Below are 15,650 nucleotides of genomic sequence, written 5' to 3' on the forward strand. Positions count from 1 at the left end.
GGGTTCACTAATCATCAGCCGCCCGGCCCCGGTCCGACACCGTGACCAGGCTCCCCCTTCGGCCGGGCGGCCCCCGAAGTTCCGTACGCCTACACCGGGTTCGGGCATTCCTGTGCCCGGACCCGGCCGATCAGAGACGGAGACACGGTGACCACCATCGACACCACAGCTACGACGGACACGACGGCCATCACGGTCGTACTGCCCGAGGCGTTCGACGGGCGCTGGGGCCGCCTGCGCGGCATCCAGATCGACGGCCGGCGCATCACCATCGACCCGGCCGAGTACTTCTTCCGCTTCGAGTCCAGCACGTGGCTCGTCGCCGACTGGGAGCTGGTCAAGTCCCAGCTCCTGAACGTGGAGGAGACGCCCGAGAGCGCGGTCGAGCAGCTCGCGCTGGAGTTCATCAAGGCCCACGCCGAGTCCACCTCGGACGCCGCCCGGGTGCTCGCCACCGCCTACGAGGTGTACGCGTACCTCTTCCGCGACGAGCACCTACCCGCGCTCGGCCTGCCGCAGTTCACCGCCGACCACCTGCGGATGCTGCGCGAGGCGGCCACGCTGATGGCGCTCAACAAGGTCGAGTTGGACGGACACATCTCCAACGTCGGCCCGTGCTGGTTCTTCCCCGCCGCCACCTCCGTGGTCTTCGACCTGGACGACGAGACCGGCGGCATGCTCGACGAGGTCTACCACGGCGGCTGGTTCAACGAACACCGCCGCATCGAGGCCATCAAGGCCCACGCCGCCCTCGGCGGACGGCTCGTGCACGGCTGCCAGTCCGTGCCCGATCAGTCCGGTGGCGTCGTGGCGCCCTACGGTGCCTCGATGACCGCCTTCCGCGACGACCTCGCGGCCTTCAAGTCCGGCTGGATCGAGCAGGTCTACGCCCACCGCGTGGCCCCGGCCGCGTAGCACCACCGTCCTGGCTCCGGGGCGGGCCGGCACCTCTCGCCCGCCCCGGACGCCACCAACCCCCTGGAGCCCCCACGTGACCGCGAACCCCAGCATCGAACTCCTCGACAACCTGCTCACCCTGGCCAGCCGGACCACCGCCGTTCGCGAGGAGGTGCGCGTGTGGTCCATGTCCGGCGTCGAGCGTCTGACCTTCCCCGACGGCACCACCGCCATCTTCAAGTACGCCAAGAGGCCGTTCGACAGCGAGGACCAGGCACTCCGGGTGGCCCACGCCCTCGGTGTCCCGGTGCCTGCCGTTCACGCCTCCGCAGTGCTGGACGGCTGGCTCGGGATGCTGCTGGAAGACCTCGGCGCTCCGATTCGCGAGGCCGACGACCTCGACGGCGCAGCTGCGGCCGTTGTCCTGCACGCCACCCGCACCGCCTCTGCCCTGCCCGTCCTGGACCAGGAACGCCTGCGCACCCTGCCGAGCCGAGCTCTGGAGCACCTCGCCCAACTCCGCAAGGCGGACCGGTGGCAGGCCGCGGACGACGTCGAAGACGCGCTCGACCGGATCGCCCAAGCCGCCGAGGCACGCTCGGCCGGTGCGACGGTGGCGCCGTTCGGCTGGGTGCACTCCGAGTTCCACCCCACCAGCCTCCACATCGGCCGGCACGGCTGGCGGCTGCTGGACTTCGCCCGCGCCTTCACCGGCCCCGGCCTGCTCGACCTCGCCAGTTGGCACGGCACCCTCGACACCCCTGACCCGGTACGCCTGCGGGTCTTCCTGGACACCTACGTCACCGAAGGCGGCACCCCCGACGCCCTCGCCGAACGCGGCGGACTGCCCGCCGAGCAGTGGGCACTGGGCTGGCACCGCATGTGGGCCGTCGAGTGGTTCATGGAGCAGTCCATCCGCTGGATCAACGACCCGGCCACCGACCCCGCCTACATCAAGGCCGTACGCCGCCACCTCACCGACGTCCTCCACCTCCTGGAGGTCTAGGTGCTCGCCGCCCAGGCTTCCCCCTGGTACGTCCACGCATTGCAACGCACCACTGCTGCTCCCGCGGAGCCGCTAGCCGTGCCCGCTCGGATGGAATGGACAACCCGACCCGGCCGCGGGCCTGGCGCCGAAATCCTCGGCCCGGACCTGCGCCACAAGCGACTGCTCGAACTCGGCTGCGGCCCCGGCCACAACGCCGCCCACCTCGCCACCCGCTACGGCGCCCACGTCACCGGCGTCGACCTCGTCGGCCTCCAGGTCCGCCGAGCCCGCTCGCACTACGGCCGACTGAACAACCTCACCTTCGTCGCCGGCCACGCCCTGCACTACCTGCAAGCCTCCGACGAGCAGTTCGACGCCGTCTACTCGGTCTTCGGCGCCATCGGTCTCGTAGCCCCCGAGCTTCTGCTCCCGGCCATCGCTCAGCACCTCAAACCCGGGCGCACTCTCGCCTTCTCGGTTCCGCACCCCCAGCGCGGCGGCCTACGCCCCGCCACCGACGACCGGCCCCGCCGCGACTTCGTCACCCTCCCCGACCGCAGCCGACTCCCCATCGCCCGCTGGGACTTCAACGTCGACCGCTGGGAGAAACACCTCGACCGCGCCGGGCTCTGGCTTACCTCAGCCGAGGAGTTCCACGACGCCCGCCACGGTTGCCGCTGGCCCACCACTCTCCTCATCACCGCGCGCAAGCTCTGACCCCACCCCGGCTCCCCAGGGAGAAACCGATGCGCCCGCCCTACCTACTCCTCGACGTCGACGGCGTCCTCATACCCTTCCCGGATGCGGGGGGAGCCAGCCCGGCGACCCACACCCGCCACGACGTCGTGCCTAGCGGCCGGAGCGTCGACGACCCGGTCACTGTCTGGCTCAATCCCGTCCACGGCTCCTTGCTCATGAACATCATCCGTAGCGGCCTGGTCACCCCGGTCTGGTGCAGCAGTTGGCGCCAGGACGCCACCACTCTCGTCGGCCCGCTCCTTGGCCTGCCGCCCTGGCCGTACATCGACCTGCCGCGCCCGCAGATCACCACCAGCCATCCCAACGGCTACCTGTGGAAACGCGATTACGTCGATATGTGGCTTGGTGACGCCCCAGCCGCTTGGATCGATGACGACTTCACCGCTCTGGACCACGAGTGGGCCGACCGACGTACCAAGAGGGGGAGCCTCACGCTGCTCGTACAGCCTGCTTGTCGGGTAGGTCTGCAGGTTGAGCACTTGGACACGATCGCGACTTGGGCCGGAAGGTACATAGACGCTGCTTCAGCGGCCTGAGCCCCAGGCGGCCTCCGAGATTACGTGCCTCGTGTGCATCCTCGTTTGCCACCGCTGAGGGCTGGTTCCGCTATCGGTGGCGGCTGCGCTCTGTAGACCGATCGCTCACCGTCGAGGACGCGGGCTGCATTGTGGGCAGAACGGGCGAGCCTGTGCGGGTGCTTTGCCTGCGAGCTGCCCGTGCCCGGCTGTTCGGCTGCACCGTGATGCGCCAGTTGAGGACTTCGGCGGGATGTTCGGCGGTGTCGAGTTCTCGCTGTGCGGCGACTTCGGCCAAGAGATGGCGGGGGTTGTGGCCGGCGGTCTCGGCGCGGGCCAGGCTTGTGCTGAGGGTCGGCCAGGCGGGATCGGCGAGAACGCGGTCGGCGTGGTCTGGCAGGGCTGCGCGCAGATCCTGCTCGAAGCGGCTGATGGTGGTGGCGCGTGGGGCGCGGCGGGTGAGATCCGCCAGGACCGGCTGCGAGGCTTGCTGGTAACCGTCCTGTAGGTGGCGGAAGGCTTCTTCGGCTGCCGCGGCCTGCTGCTCATGGCCGCGTTGCTCGTGCCACTTGGCGGCTGCGCGCGCCAGGTGGAGGGCGGCGAAGACCAGGGCAATAGCGACTCCGCCTGGATCGTGTGTGGCGTAGGCGAGTTCCTTGGCGGCTTCCCGCAGAGGGGTGGCGGCCTGATGGTCGGCTCGGATCGCCGAGCGGCGGGCGCGGTTGAACGCCCTTGCTGCTGCTCGCAGTTCGGCTTGATGCGGGCTGTGGGTGGCGAGGGCCAGGTTGTGGAGGGTGTCGCCGAAGGCATCCAGGTGGCCCTGGACTACGGAGGCGTCGCCCGAGTCAAGGACGACGTCGCGGGCGTGGCGGATGGCCGTTTCGGCGCGGCGCCATGGTTCGGCCGGGTCCGCCACCTGCTGGGGCCGGTCGGCCAGGTCCTGGGTGGCGAGGCGTTCGCACAGGCGGTTGTAGGACAGGTCGGGAGCGAGCTTTGAGCCGCCGTACCAGACCGGCTCGCCGCTGGCGGTGTCGCCGGGCGCGGCCAGGCTGTAGCCGGTCACCGCGCCCGTCTCGGGGCCTATCCGTGGCCTGACCTGGATGCCGAGGGACCGCAGCACGGTGAAGTAATCGTCGATGCTGCGTACGGCGGCGGCGACCGCGTACGACTGCTCGCGCAGCCACTCCCGCGCGGTCTCCTTCTGGCCCTGGCGCTCGGCCTTGGCCCGCTCGGCGCCGGTAGGGGTGCGTGGGGCGGTGAGGTCGCCGGACTTGAGGCGGCGCAGCCCGAACTCGGCCTCGATCTTGCGGCATTCCCGTTGTGCCCGCCAGCCGTCTCGGTTCGTACGGGGGCGGCGGCCGTCGGCGCGGACAGTGGTGGCCATGAGGTGGATGTGGTCGTCGGCGTGCCGGACCGCGATCCATCGGCATGCCCGTTCGTCGCCCTCGGGGGCGATGCCCGTTGCAGCCACTACACGGCGAGCGACCTCTGCCCACTCCGTGTCGGTGAGGTAGCGGTCGCCGGGCGCGGTGCGTACCGGGCAGTGCCACACGTGCTGCGGGGACTTCTTGCCGCCCAGCTCGCGGGTGCGGAGGTCGACATGGTGGTCCAGGCGCCTGGCGAGCTGGGTGTATGTGGCTTCGGGATCCCGGCCGGGGTCAGGGGCGCCGGCCATGTCCCAGGCAGCGACGATGTGCGGGTCGGTGTGCTCGTCGCGCCGTCCTATGCCGAAGAGGTAGTTGATCAGGCCCGGCGTGCTGGAACCGGTGGAGACATCAGGCACCATGGCTCGCACTCTCCGTCAGGAGCTGGTCGATGAGCCGGTAGCTGGCCTCGGCTGTCTGCTCGACGCGGGCCAGCACAGCCTCGGCGTGCTCAGGAACAGTTCCTTGGTGGATGGCTCCGGTGATCTGGTTGAGGTTGTTGCCGACGCGGTTCAGCGCGACGGTGTGGGCCTCGATGGCTTCGATCAGAGGACGGATGGGATCGTCCTCTGGGCTGCCGATCAGGTCGGTCTTGCCGAGGGCGACGGCGAGCGCGGCGTCGCCGACGAACCCGGCGAACTTCTGGCCACGCCGCTCGGCCTCCGTGGCGATGATGCGGACTGCGGTCGGGGTGAAGCGGATTGTCTTCTCTTGGTCGCGCTTCTCGGTGGTGCGCTTGCGGTTCATGAGCGTAGGCAGCACCGGGGCGTCGGGCTCGCGCCAGGAGAGCTGTTCGACAGGGGAGCGGTCGACGACAGGCGGCTCGGCGTACGGTGCAACGGAGTTGACGGTGAGCGCGGTACTGGGTGCGGTCATCTCCTCCTCCGGCTCGGGTGCCCGCTGGCGCCCGGCCTCCTCCTCCGCCACCCCCGGGGCGGAGGCAAGCGCGGACGAAGCCTCGTTAGAGGCTCGTTCGCTCCAGCTTGCTGCTGGTCGACGGCCCAGGCCGAACAGGCCCCTGCGGCGGCTGTGGTTGTCGTGCATGGTCGTGCTCCGGGTGGGTGTGCAGGGCTGTGTCGTACTCCGTCGCGTCCGTCGCATGCCTGGTCAGCACAGGTACGGACACGGACGCAGGTACGGAGAGATCCGTATTGGCGAGGAAGTCCGTCCCCGCGCTGACCTGCGCGGGGACGGACGCGACGGAGTGCGACGAGCCCAGGGGAAGGTGGGTTAGCGAGCGCGCTTGGGGCCCGCGATGCCGCCGGGCGGGCCAACAGGCAGGGTTCCCCGCGGGACGGCGGGCGACTGGCCCTTGGCTGGAGGTGCCGGTGTGACCTCGTGCGTGGGCGTGGTGACCTGTTGGGTGGGGTCCGGGCAGTAGCGGGCCCAGGCGTCGAGGAACCGGTTACGCATGTACGCCTTGGCCTGCCTGCCCTCCTCGAAGCGGTAGTTGGCCGGGCTGATGTTGAAGTCCCGCAGCAGATTGGCCAGGTGGTAGGCGTTCAGGCCCTTGGTGCCGTACTCCGCCCACGGCGCCTCGGCGTCCACGGTGAGCTCGTGGACCAAGTCATGGGTACGCAGGGCCTCGGGGTTGTCCCGCTCGGCAAAGACACGGCGGATATCGCGCAGCAGCCGTGTCTTGAGGGTGGTCTGCTCGTCCTGGACGACCTCGTTGCGGGTCATTGCCACACAGGCCACCCGAGCACTCGTGGGCCAGTGACCGCCGGCCATGTCGGCGACGATGACCAACGGCTCCCAGGTATCTGCGGCCCGGTCCTCGACCGGCATCCGTGGCACTAGGCGGGCAGCGGTGGCCTGCAGTGGGGTCAGCCACGCGGCCAGCTTGTCTCGCAGCGTGTTCAGTTCTGGTACGGCGTACCGTGACCGGAACGGGGTGACCTTCTCGCCGGGCTTTCGCTTTTGCATGCGGAGCACGACTGCTCGGTCCGTGATCGTGTCGGGCAAGTCGCCGATCGCGGCCAGCGCGGCCATGGCGAAGGTCGGATACGGGGTCGGCTTGTGCTCCGGACCGGAGATGCGCCAGGCGGGCCGGTTGCGCTGATGTCCGGCGTTCAGCAGGCCGCGCAGTTCCTCGTTGTCGCCCGCCTTACTGAAGATGGCGTCGGCCTCGTCCACCAGGAGCGTGCGCGGGTTCTTGCCGATGACGCGGAAGAGTACCGCCGTGGACATGTTCACCGTCATGATCGGCTGGTGGACGGTCTCGTGGAGCACGTCCAGGACGCGGGACTTGCCGCACCCCTTGGTCGGCCCGACCACCGCCAAGCGGGGAGCGTGCTGCAGCGCGGGCTGGATGTGGGTGGCCGCCACCCACAACGTGACCGCAATCAACGCCTCCTCGCTGGGCAGCACCGCGTACTTGGCGATCACCGACCGCAACTCGTCAAGCAGTGCAGCACCGTCAGCAGCCGACTCGATGCCGGTGCTTTCGTGATCTCCGGTGCCCGGCCCGCCATCGGGGACCGCGATCTCCTGCTGCACGGTCCCCTCGGTGGGACCGTCGGTCCCCGGCGGCCGATGGGGACCGCGATCACGGTCTCCATTGCGGTCCCCTGGTGTAACTCCCTCGTCTTGGGGACCGGTCCCTGTTTTCGCCCCGCTGGCCTGCAGGTTTCCAGCGGCTGTGGATATCGGGACCGTGGCTTGTGGGGACGGGGGCTCGGGCGCCTTGTGGGGACGGTCCCCAGCCGCTGCGTCAGCCGGGCGCTGGTCCCCGTGTGCTCCCGCGTCCGCCGATTGCTGTGCGGTCCCCGTAGCAGGTGACCGTGTGTCCGTCTGGTCCCCGCGGTGCCAGGGGATGCCTTCGCCGGGGACCGCGGTTGTGGGCCAGGCAGTTGGGGATGTGTTCATGGCGGGGGACGTAGGGTCCTCCATGGACGTTCCTCTCAGGCGAGGGGCAGGACGGGCAAGGTCCAGCCCCTCACCGGCTTGTTCGTTCAGGGATGGGCGATGTGCGGGGGACTCTCCGGCCCTTGGCGTTGGCGCGCCGAGGGCCGTTTCCGTGTCCGGGACTTTCGTCGGCTCAGGAGGCCAGACCCCACTCGTCCCCGCCGTCGTTCAGCGCGCGCTCGTAGCGCAGCAGCTCGGACTCGGCGTACAGCACCCGCTTGCCAATCTTGATCCCGCGCGGGCCTTTCTCGATCTGGCGCCAGTAGCGGACGGTGCTCTCGGCTGTGCGGTAGCGCTCGGCGACCTCGGCGGTGGTCAGGTATCGCATGCGTTCCTAATCGACTAGGTGGCGTTCCTATCTGCATAAAGTGTGCCCGACGATCGCCGGTTAACCAAATCGGATAGGGTACGTTACAATTGGGATAGCGATGATCGTGATGGAGGTTCGATGGCAGGCGACAAGGCCGACGGTGGTGAGGTGCCGCTGCTCTACAGCGAGGGCAACATCGCCGCTCGCGTGGCGCTGGAGCGCGAGGTCAGGGGGTGGAGCACGACGGAGCTTGCGGACCGGGTGTCCAAGGCCGGCGTCAAGATGAACCAGACCGCCGTCTGGCGCATCGAGAACGGCACCCCGCGCCGCCGCATCAACGTCGACGAGGCGCTCGCCTTCGCCCGCGTCTTCGAGCTGCCCCTCGAAGAGCTGATGTCACCGTCGCTGGAAGGGCTGGATCTCGACAGCAGACGGCTCGTCCAGGAGGCCGTCGTGGCGTACTACGAGACACGCGACGCCGAAGACCGCCTGCACCATGCCGTCGTCGGCATCGCCGAGCACATTCAGGCTCACCCCGACAGCTCACGAGCCATCCATGAGCAGTGCCTTCGCCTGATGGGCGACGAGCGCGACGCGCGCACCCTCACCGAGCACATCGAGGGCGGCGGCTACTACCGATAACCAACCCAAGGGAGAAGCCACTTGGCCAACATTCAAAAGCGCCCCAACGGCAAATGGCGGGCTCGCTACCGCGACCTCGACGGCAAGGAGCACGCCCGCCACTTCGACCGCAAACTCGACGCCCAGCGCTGGCTCGACGAGGTCACGGCCAGCGTGGTCACCGGCCTGTACGTCGACCCGCGTGCCGGCAAGATCTCATTCGAGAAGTACGCGACGAAGTGGGAGGGCGAGCAGATCGCCGGTGAGGCGGGCACCCGTATCACCGACAACGCCCTGCGGGTTCACCTGATACCCGCGCTCGGCTCCTACGCGATGGCGTCCTTGCGCCGCAGCCACATCCAGGCCCTCTTCAAGAAGCTCTCCGAGCAACTGGGTCCCGGCAGCGTACGCAACGTCTACGACGTCCTGGTCCGCGTCATGACGGCGGCCGTCGAGGACAAGGTCATCGCCGTGACCCCCTGCAAGCGGATCACGCTTCCGTCCATGCCCGATGAGGAGTTCACCCCGCTCACCGTCGCGCAGGTCGAGGCGATGCTCGGAGCGATGCCGCCGTACATCCGAACGGCGATCGTCGTCCTGGCCGGATCGGGCTTGCGCATAGGCGAGTTGCTCGGCCTCAAGCTCTCGGACGTCGACTTCAAGAGCGGCACGATCCGCGTCGAGCGCCAGCGCCTCCAGTCCGGCCTGATCGGTCCGCCGAAGACCGGCAAGTCCCGGCGTACGGTCCCGGTCGGCGAGGTCGTTACGGACGCGCTCCTCACGCACCTCGCCGCACGGCCCTCGAAGGAGTGGCTGTTCACGATGGAGGAGGGCGAGCCCCTCAACTACCGTCGCTGGAAGACCGAATGGAACTGTGCCCGTAAGGCGCTCCAGGCGGCGGAGAACGAGGCAGCCGAGCGCGCGGGGCGCAAACCCGTTGAGCTGCCGCACATGGTGACTCACGACCTGCGCCACTTCTACGCCTCCGCCCTCATCGCCGGCGGAGCGAGCGTCAAGCAGGTCCAGCTCGTCCTCGGCCACGCGTCCGCCGTCATCACGCTGCGGATCTACGCGCACCTGTGGCCGGGAGAAGAAGACCGCACCCGCTCCGTCATGGACGCCGTTCTCGGCGGCCTGCGGACCGGGTGCGGACAGATAGGCGATGCGGCCCGCGAAAACGCAGGTCAGACGGCCTAGGCAAAGATCAAGCCTTCTTGGTCTCCCAGAAGATCTTGTCGATCTGGGCGATGTAGTCGAGCGCCTTCTGGCCCGTCGCCGGGTCGGTGGACGCCTTGGCGGCCGAGAGGGCCTTCAGGGTGTCGTTGACCAGCTGGTGCAGCTCCGGGTACTTCTCGAAGTGCGGGGGCTTGAAGTAGTCGCTCCAGAGCACCGAGACGTGGTGCTTGGCGAGCTCGGCGCGCTGTTCCTTGATGACGATGGCGCGCGCCTGGAAGTGCGGGTCGTCGTTGGCGGCCATCTTTTCCTGGACGGCCTTCACCGACTCCGCCTCGATGCGGGCCTGGGCCGGGTCGTACACACCGCAGGGCAGGTCGCAGTGCGCGCTGACCTTCACCTTGGGGGCAAACAGGCGGGAAAGCATGGAGCGTTCCTTCCTCGTGATCGTCTTCTCAGGTGGGACATTACTCCCTGGAGAAGCTGATTTCGCGAGTGCCCCCATGGGCTTAGGACAAAAGTCCAGGGTCGGACTCAGACTGGTGGAGGATAGGACCGGGGAGGTGCCGGGGATGCCGGAGCTGTCACAGGAGACCGAGCGGGGAAGGGCTGTACTGCCCTTCGGTACGGCCGAGGTGACCGGGCCGTCGATGGTGCCGACGCTGTTCCATGGGGATCTGCTCGTGGTGCAGTACGGCACGCGGATCAGGCCCGGCGACATCGTCGTGCTGCGCCATCCGTTCCAGCAGGACCTGCTGGTCGTCAAGCGGGCCGCCGAGCGCCGCGACGGGGGGTGGTGGGTGCTCGGGGACAACGCGTTCGCCGGGGGTGACAGTACGGACTACGGCACCGTTCCCGAGGATCTGGTGTTGGGCAGGGTGCGCTTTCGGTACCGGCCGCCGAAGTCCGGTCAGCGTTCGCCGGTCGCGCTCGTCCGCTGGGCGCTCTCCGCCGCCAGGCCCGTCCTCTCCGACCGGTCGGCCTCCAGGCGCTTCCGGGCCCGGTAGGCGGCCACGTTGGCACGGGTCGCGCAGCGGTCCGAGCAGTAGCGCCGGGAGCGGTTCGTCGAGGTGTCCAGGTAGGCGTTGCGGCACGGCGCCGCCTCGCACAGGCCCAGGCGGTCGACGCCGTACTCGGTGAGGTGGAAGGCCAGGCCCATCGCCGCGATCGCCGCGTAGCCGGCCGTCGCGTTCGACGGGTGGTCCGCGAGGTGCATGTGCCACAGCGGGCGGCCGTCGTCGTCGCGGAAGTTGTGCCCGGAGATCTGCGGACTGACCGGGAACTCCAGCAGGAGCGAGTTCAGCAGGTTCACGGAGAGCGTCTCGTCGCCGCCGTCGGCCGCCTCGAAGACCGCCCGCAGCCGCGCCCGGACCGAACGGAAACGCGTGACGTCGGCGTCGGCGGCGCGGCGGGCCGCCTCCTTGTTGGTGCCGAACAGGTCCCGCACGGCCTCGACCGAGGTCAGGGCGTCCTTGCCCCGCGCCGGTTCCTCGGTGTTGACGAGGCGAACGGCGTAGTCCGAGTAATAGGCCAGTTCCACTTGTAGTCCTTACGGAGGCGCTCTATGGTCGTGGATGCGGTCGGGTAACAGCTGATCGTGCTTCCAGGGTATTACGACAGTGAGTGGACAGGGGGTCCTCATGACGACCGGTGTCGGAACCGACTGGCAGGCCTGGCAGGAGAGCTGGGACCGGCAGCAGGAGTGGTACATGCCCGACCGGGAGGACCGCTTCCGGATCATGCTCGACATGGTCGAGGCCCTCACCGGCCCCGCACCCCGCGTGCTCGACCTCGCCTGCGGCACGGGCAGCATCACCGCCCGGCTGCTCGCCCGCCTCCCGGAGGCCACCAGCACCGGGGTCGACCTCGACCCGGCCCTCCTCGCCATCGCCGAGGGCACCTTCGCGGACGACGAGCGGGTCACCTTCGTGACGGCCGACCTCAAGGACCCGGAGTGGACGACGAGGCTGCCGTACGACTCGTACGACGCCGTGCTGACCGCCACGGCCCTCCACTGGCTGCACAGCGAACCCCTCGCGGCCCTCTACGGTCAGGTCGCGGGACTCGTCCGCGACGGCGGTGTCTTCATGAACGCGGACCACATGATCGACGAGTCGACGCCCAGGATCAACGCGGCGGAGCGCGCGCAGCGGCACACACAGATGGATCAGGCCAAACGGAACGGCGCTCTCGACTGGGCCGAGTGGTGGCAGCTCGCCGCCCAGGACCCGGTCCTCGCCGGACCGACGGCCCGCCGCTACGAGATCTACGGCGAGCACGCGGACGGTGACATGCCCTCCGCCGCGCAGCACGCGCGCGTGCTGCGCGAGAAGGGATTCGCGGAGGCGCGTCCGGTGTGGTGCTCGCCCTCCGACACGCTGCTGCTCGCACTGAAGTAGGAGCGCGGGGGACCAGGCAGGGGCGGTACGGGAAATCCGTACCGCCCCTGCTGCGTCCTGACCGGTGGCCCGCCGCACTGACAGGAGTGAGGCGGCCCCTCGCGAAGGGCGGGCCGGGGAGGGGGAGTGGTGGGGAGAGGCGCGGAGACGGCGTTGCACGCCTTTGTCGAAGGCAGACGCACGGCGCTGTTCCGCAGCGCGTATCTGCTGTGCGGGAACCGGGACGAGGCGGAGGACCTCGTCCAGACGGCGCTGGTGAAGGTGGTGCTCGGCGCGCGCCGGCACGGGCGGCTGGACAACCTTGAGGCGTATGCGCGCAAGACGCTGGTCAACACCTTCATCGCGGGGCGGCGACGGTTCTGGCGGCGAGAGCAGGCCTACGGCGAAGTGCCGGACGCGCCGGGGGAAGAGCCAGCTGCAGGAACTGGCCCTGAATCCCCAGTTGTTGATGAAGAGCCAGCGGTAGGGAACGCCGAAGGGGCGGTACGAGGACCACGTACCGCCCCTTCAACTCGCCTACCGCCAGGGAGCCTTGTCCACCGCTAGAGCACCTTGGACAAGAACCCCTGTGTGCGCTCGTGCTGAGGGTTCGTCAGGACGTCGCGCGGGTGGCCGGATTCAACCACCACGCCGCCGTCCATGAAGACGAGGCTGTCGCCGACCTCGCGGGCGAAGCCCATCTCGTGGGTGACGACGATCATCGTCATGCCGGACTCGGCGAGGTCGCGCATGACGTCGAGGACGTCGCCGACCAGCTCCGGGTCGAGGGCCGAGGTCGGCTCGTCGAAGAGCATCAGCTTCGGGTCCATCGCCAACGCCCGCGCGATGGCCACCCGCTGCTGCTGACCGCCGGAGAGCTGCGAGGGGTAGCTCTGCGCCTTGTCGGACAGCCCCACCCGCTCCAGGAGCTGCATCGCGCGCTCCCTGGCCTGGCCCCTGTTGACGCCCCTGACCTGCACCGGCGCCTCGATGATGTTCTCGACGGCCGTCATGTGCGGGAACAGGTTGAAGCGCTGGAAGACCATGCCGATGTCCCGGCGCTTCACCGCGACCTCGCGATCACGCAACTCGTAGAGCTTGTCGCCCTGTTGGCGGTAGCCGACCAGTTCACCGTCGACGTACAGCCGGCCCGCGTTGATCTTCTCCAGGTGGTTGATGCACCGCAGGAAGGTCGACTTGCCGGAGCCGGAGGGGCCGATGAGGCAGAACACCTCGCCGGACTTCACCTCCAGGTCGATGCCCTTGAGGACCTCGACCGGGCCGAACGACTTGTGCACGCCCTCGGACTTGACCATCGGGACCGACGGGTCGGTCGTAGTGGCGTCGTCGGCCTTGCTGAGTTCGGGGCTCATGCCGCGGCTCCCTTCGGGCGGCCGATGGACAGTACGTTCGCCCTGATCTTCTGGAGCGGGGTCGGCGGCAGCGCGCGGCTGGAGCCGCGGGCGTAGTAGCGCTCGACGTAGTACTGCCCGACGCTCAGGATCGACGTCATGATCAGGTACCAGGCGGCGGCGAGGAAGTACATCTCCACCGGGGCGCCGGAGTTCTGGCCGATGTCCTGGGCGTAGCGGAAGAGTTCCGGATACTGGACGGCCGCCACGAGCGAGGTCGTCTTCAGCATGTTGATCACTTCGTTGCCCGTGGGCGGCACGATCACGCGCATCGCCTGCGGGATCACGATCCTGCGCAGCGTCTTGGCGTGGCTCATGCCCAGCGCGTGCGAGGCCTCGGTCTGGCCCTCGTCGACGGCCAGCAGACCGGCGCGGCAGATCTCCGCCATGTACGCGGCCTCGTTGAGGCCCAGGCCGAGCAGCGCCGTCAGCAGCGGCGTCATGAAGTCCGACCAGTAGTTCTTGTAGATCGGACCGAGGTTGATGTACTCGAAGACCAGGCCCAGGTTGAACCAGAGGAACAGCTGGACCAGGACCGGGGTGCCGCGGAAGAACCAGATGTAGAACCAGGCGATCGACGAGGTCACCGGGTTCTTCGACAGCCGCATCACCGCGAGGCCGATGCCGCCGACGATGCCGATGACCATCGACAGGACCGTCAGGAGGAGGGTCTTGTAGACACCGGTCATGATCCGGTGGTCGAAGAAGTAGTCCGGTACGGCATGCCAGTTGATCTTGCCCTGGCCGAACGCGTAGACGATCGCGACCAGGATGCCGATCGCGATCACGGCGGAGACGTACCGGCCGTAGTGCCGGACCGGAATGGCCTTGATGGGCTTCGGGGCGTCCGGGGGCGCGTCCTGCGGCCCCGGCGCCTCGTCGATGTCAGTAGTCACGGATGTTGCCTCTCAGCGACTGCGGACCCGCGGTCACTTGCCGCCGTTGATCACGGACGACTTGACGGCACCGTCCTCGGCGCCCCACTTCGTCAGGATCTTCTGGTACTCACCGCTCTTGATCACGGCGTCCATCGCGGCCTGCAGCGCGTCCCGCAGCTGGGTGTCGCTCTTGGCGACCGCGATACCGTACGGCGCCGCCTCGACCTGGTCGCCGACGAGCTGGAAGTCCTTGCCGCCGCCGGAGGTCTTCACCGCGTAGGCCGCGACCGGGAAGTCGGAGGAGGCCGCGTCCGCGCCACCGGAGCGCAGGCGGGTCTGGGACTGCTGGTCGTCGTCGAAGGCCTCGATGGTGATCTTCTTGCCGCCCGTGCACTTCTTCGTCTCGGACTTGGCGAGGTCCTCGGAGACGGTGCCGCGCTCGACGGCGAGCTTCTTGCCGCACAGGTCGGACCACGACGCGATGTTCTCGGTCTGGCCCTTGCGCGTGTAGATCGAGACACCGGCGGTCAGGTAGTCGACGAAGTCGACGCCCTCGCCGACCTTCTTGCCCGTGTCGGGGTCGACGCCGTCCTGGCGGTTCTTGTTGTCCGTCATCGCCGACATGGCGATGTCGTAGCGGTTGGACCGCAGACCGGTGAGGAGCGCGTCGAAGGTGCCGTTCTGGAACTCGAACTTCACCCCGAGCTGCTTGCCCATCGCGGCGCCGAGGTCCGGGTCGAGACCGACGACCTTGCCGGAGTTGTCCTTGAACTCGACCGGCGCGTACGCGATGTCCGAGCCGACCGTGATGACGCCCTTGTCGCGGATCGCGGCGGGGAGCTTGCTCGCCAGGGGGGCCGAGCTGGTGGACGCGCCGCTGGAGTCGTCCTTCTTGGTCTGGTCACCACAGCCGGCGAGCAGCAGGGTGGAGGCGACCGCGATCGCACCGACCGCTGCCAGCCGGGTGTGCGGGGCGGTCGTACGACGGGTGAATCTTGCGGTCATGGTGGGTTCCTCCGGCGGATGGATGGCGGTGCCGACGGGTCGACGAGAACACACACCTTCGGGTGTCGCGACCTCGTGTGATTAGGGCATCTTGCCATTCGGACTGAACCATTCAGGGGAGTAGCCATGTCAAAATCGGATAACGGGTGAACCCCGAATCGCATCAGGTCGGTACATCGAGACGCCCTGATCACGGACCATCTGCTGGAATCACTCGTTCCGGCCGGAAGATCTTCGGCATGTCTCACGATGTGATCGATCATCGTTCCGCCCTAGGCGGACGGGATGTGACCTTGCGCCTATTGGACTCGTCCTCGGTGCCGTCCGTCCGGTAAGAAGGTTCTCTACACCCCTCATCCGGGGCTCAGGGCGCGTGTGCGGCG

Annotated in this window: 18 protein-coding genes; 9 read left to right on the forward strand and 9 right to left on the reverse strand. The window is 68.6% G+C overall.

Going from position 1 to position 15,650, the window contains the following annotated elements:
• Nucleotides 1–147: 147 nt before the first annotated feature.
• From ACGFY9_RS39125 to ACGFY9_RS39140, 4 genes are all read left to right on the forward strand, one after another.
• The gene (locus tag ACGFY9_RS39125) at nucleotides 148–915 is read left to right on the forward strand and encodes a hypothetical protein (protein ID WP_393762380.1); all 768 of its coding nucleotides are present in this window, start codon (nucleotides 148–150) and stop codon (nucleotides 913–915) included.
• A 76-nt stretch (nucleotides 916–991) separates the two neighbouring features.
• Nucleotides 992–1,903 carry an aminoglycoside phosphotransferase family protein gene (locus ACGFY9_RS39130; protein WP_393762382.1) on the forward strand — a complete coding sequence of 304 codons (912 nt, stop codon included), beginning with the start codon at nucleotides 992–994 and terminating at the stop codon, nucleotides 1,901–1,903.
• Nucleotides 1,904–2,602, forward strand: coding sequence for a class I SAM-dependent methyltransferase (locus ACGFY9_RS39135; protein ID WP_393762384.1), 699 nt, complete (start codon nucleotides 1,904–1,906; stop codon nucleotides 2,600–2,602).
• 29 nt (nucleotides 2,603–2,631) lie between these two features.
• The gene (locus ACGFY9_RS39140; RefSeq protein ID WP_393762386.1) at nucleotides 2,632–3,180 is read left to right on the forward strand and encodes a hypothetical protein; all 549 of its coding nucleotides are present in this window, start codon (nucleotides 2,632–2,634) and stop codon (nucleotides 3,178–3,180) included.
• 70 nt (nucleotides 3,181–3,250) lie between these two features.
• Here ACGFY9_RS39140 and ACGFY9_RS39145 read toward each other — a convergent pair whose 3' ends face one another.
• From ACGFY9_RS39145 to ACGFY9_RS39160, 4 genes are all read right to left on the reverse strand, one after another.
• Nucleotides 3,251–4,945, reverse strand: a complete 1,695-nt coding sequence (locus tag ACGFY9_RS39145) for a relaxase/mobilization nuclease domain-containing protein (protein ID WP_393762388.1) — start codon at nucleotides 4,943–4,945, stop codon at nucleotides 3,251–3,253.
• Nucleotides 4,935–5,510: a hypothetical protein gene (locus tag ACGFY9_RS39150; protein ID WP_393762748.1), complete on the reverse strand. Its 576-nt coding sequence runs from the start codon at nucleotides 5,508–5,510 to the stop codon at nucleotides 4,935–4,937. The genes ACGFY9_RS39145 and ACGFY9_RS39150 overlap by 11 nt, the downstream gene beginning before the upstream one ends.
• Nucleotides 5,511–5,813: 303 nt before the next feature.
• Nucleotides 5,814–7,082: a DUF3631 domain-containing protein gene (locus tag ACGFY9_RS39155; RefSeq protein ID WP_393762390.1), complete on the reverse strand. Its 1,269-nt coding sequence runs from the start codon at nucleotides 7,080–7,082 to the stop codon at nucleotides 5,814–5,816.
• 541 nt (nucleotides 7,083–7,623) lie between these two features.
• Nucleotides 7,624–7,818, reverse strand: a complete 195-nt coding sequence (locus ACGFY9_RS39160; RefSeq protein WP_393762392.1) for a helix-turn-helix transcriptional regulator — start codon at nucleotides 7,816–7,818, stop codon at nucleotides 7,624–7,626.
• 120 nt (nucleotides 7,819–7,938) lie between these two features.
• Here ACGFY9_RS39160 and ACGFY9_RS39165 point away from each other — a divergent pair, with 120 nt between their 5' ends.
• Nucleotides 7,939–8,442 (forward strand): helix-turn-helix transcriptional regulator, encoded by a 504-nt coding sequence (locus tag ACGFY9_RS39165; protein WP_393762394.1) that lies wholly within the window; start codon nucleotides 7,939–7,941, stop codon nucleotides 8,440–8,442.
• 21 nt (nucleotides 8,443–8,463) lie between these two features.
• The gene (locus tag ACGFY9_RS39170) at nucleotides 8,464–9,618 is read left to right on the forward strand and encodes a tyrosine-type recombinase/integrase (protein WP_393762396.1); all 1,155 of its coding nucleotides are present in this window, start codon (nucleotides 8,464–8,466) and stop codon (nucleotides 9,616–9,618) included.
• Nucleotides 9,619–9,625: 7 nt separating this feature from the next.
• Here the strand turns inward: ACGFY9_RS39170 and sodN are convergent, their stop codons facing one another.
• Nucleotides 9,626–10,021: a superoxide dismutase, Ni gene (sodN, locus tag ACGFY9_RS39175; protein WP_393762398.1), complete on the reverse strand. Its 396-nt coding sequence runs from the start codon at nucleotides 10,019–10,021 to the stop codon at nucleotides 9,626–9,628.
• 145 nt (nucleotides 10,022–10,166) lie between these two features.
• Between sodN and sodX the strand changes: the two genes are divergently transcribed.
• Nucleotides 10,167–10,601 (forward strand): nickel-type superoxide dismutase maturation protease, encoded by a 435-nt coding sequence (gene sodX, locus ACGFY9_RS39180; RefSeq protein ID WP_393762400.1) that lies wholly within the window; start codon nucleotides 10,167–10,169, stop codon nucleotides 10,599–10,601.
• Here sodX and ACGFY9_RS39185 read toward each other — a convergent pair.
• Nucleotides 10,505–11,134, reverse strand: coding sequence for a CGNR zinc finger domain-containing protein (locus tag ACGFY9_RS39185; protein WP_393762402.1), 630 nt, complete (start codon nucleotides 11,132–11,134; stop codon nucleotides 10,505–10,507). The two genes, sodX and ACGFY9_RS39185, sit on opposite strands and share 97 nt — an antisense overlap.
• Nucleotides 11,135–11,234: 100 nt before the next feature.
• On the opposite strand from ACGFY9_RS39185, the gene ACGFY9_RS39190 reads away from it, so the two are divergent.
• Together ACGFY9_RS39190 and ACGFY9_RS39195 are read left to right on the forward strand one after the other, a co-directional pair.
• Nucleotides 11,235–11,993 carry a class I SAM-dependent methyltransferase gene (locus ACGFY9_RS39190; RefSeq protein ID WP_393762403.1) on the forward strand — a complete coding sequence of 253 codons (759 nt, stop codon included), beginning with the start codon at nucleotides 11,235–11,237 and terminating at the stop codon, nucleotides 11,991–11,993.
• A gap of 129 nt (nucleotides 11,994–12,122) precedes the next feature.
• On the forward strand, nucleotides 12,123–12,539 hold the full coding sequence (locus tag ACGFY9_RS39195) for a sigma factor (RefSeq protein ID WP_393762750.1): 417 nt from the start codon (nucleotides 12,123–12,125) through the stop codon (nucleotides 12,537–12,539).
• Here ACGFY9_RS39195 and ACGFY9_RS39200 read toward each other — a convergent pair.
• Genes ACGFY9_RS39200 through ACGFY9_RS39210 form a run of 3 tightly spaced genes read right to left on the reverse strand, consistent with a single transcriptional unit; the run spans nucleotide 12,536 to nucleotide 15,267 of the window.
• Entirely contained in the window at nucleotides 12,536–13,288 is a 753-nt protein-coding gene (locus ACGFY9_RS39200) for an amino acid ABC transporter ATP-binding protein (protein ID WP_393762752.1), read from the reverse strand. The two genes, ACGFY9_RS39195 and ACGFY9_RS39200, sit on opposite strands and share 4 nt — an antisense overlap.
• A 53-nt stretch (nucleotides 13,289–13,341) precedes the next feature.
• Nucleotides 13,342–14,280 carry an amino acid ABC transporter permease gene (locus ACGFY9_RS39205; protein WP_393762405.1) on the reverse strand — a complete coding sequence of 313 codons (939 nt, stop codon included), beginning with the start codon at nucleotides 14,278–14,280 and terminating at the stop codon, nucleotides 13,342–13,344.
• Between the two features lie 33 nt (nucleotides 14,281–14,313).
• On the reverse strand, nucleotides 14,314–15,267 hold the full coding sequence (locus ACGFY9_RS39210) for an ABC transporter substrate-binding protein (protein WP_393762407.1): 954 nt from the start codon (nucleotides 15,265–15,267) through the stop codon (nucleotides 14,314–14,316).
• Nucleotides 15,268–15,650 lie beyond the last annotated feature (383 nt).

The sequence above is a fragment of the Streptomyces sp. NPDC048504 genome (assembly GCF_043200035.1).
GTDB lineage: Bacteria > Actinomycetota > Actinomycetes > Streptomycetales > Streptomycetaceae > Streptomyces.

What these genes read in the sequence shown, in the direction of transcription:
- ACGFY9_RS39140 (WP_393762386.1), top strand. Translation starts at nt 2,632, where the DNA reads ATGCGCCCGCCCTACCTACTCCTCGACGTCGACGGCGTCCTCATACCC.
- ACGFY9_RS39145 (WP_393762388.1), bottom strand. Translation starts at nt 4,945, where the DNA reads ATGGTGCCTGATGTCTCCACCGGTTCCAGCACGCCGGGCCTGATCAAC.
- ACGFY9_RS39160 (WP_393762392.1), bottom strand. Translation starts at nt 7,818, where the DNA reads ATGCGATACCTGACCACCGCCGAGGTCGCCGAGCGCTACCGCACAGCC.
- ACGFY9_RS39165 (WP_393762394.1), top strand. Translation starts at nt 7,939, where the DNA reads ATGGCAGGCGACAAGGCCGACGGTGGTGAGGTGCCGCTGCTCTACAGC.
- sodN (WP_393762398.1), bottom strand. Translation starts at nt 10,021, where the DNA reads ATGCTTTCCCGCCTGTTTGCCCCCAAGGTGAAGGTCAGCGCGCACTGC.
- sodX (WP_393762400.1), top strand. Translation starts at nt 10,167, where the DNA reads ATGCCGGAGCTGTCACAGGAGACCGAGCGGGGAAGGGCTGTACTGCCC.
- ACGFY9_RS39190 (WP_393762403.1), top strand. Translation starts at nt 11,235, where the DNA reads ATGACGACCGGTGTCGGAACCGACTGGCAGGCCTGGCAGGAGAGCTGG.
- ACGFY9_RS39200 (WP_393762752.1), bottom strand. Translation starts at nt 13,288, where the DNA reads ATGGTCAAGTCCGAGGGCGTGCACAAGTCGTTCGGCCCGGTCGAGGTC.
- ACGFY9_RS39210 (WP_393762407.1), bottom strand. Translation starts at nt 15,267, where the DNA reads ATGACCGCAAGATTCACCCGTCGTACGACCGCCCCGCACACCCGGCTG.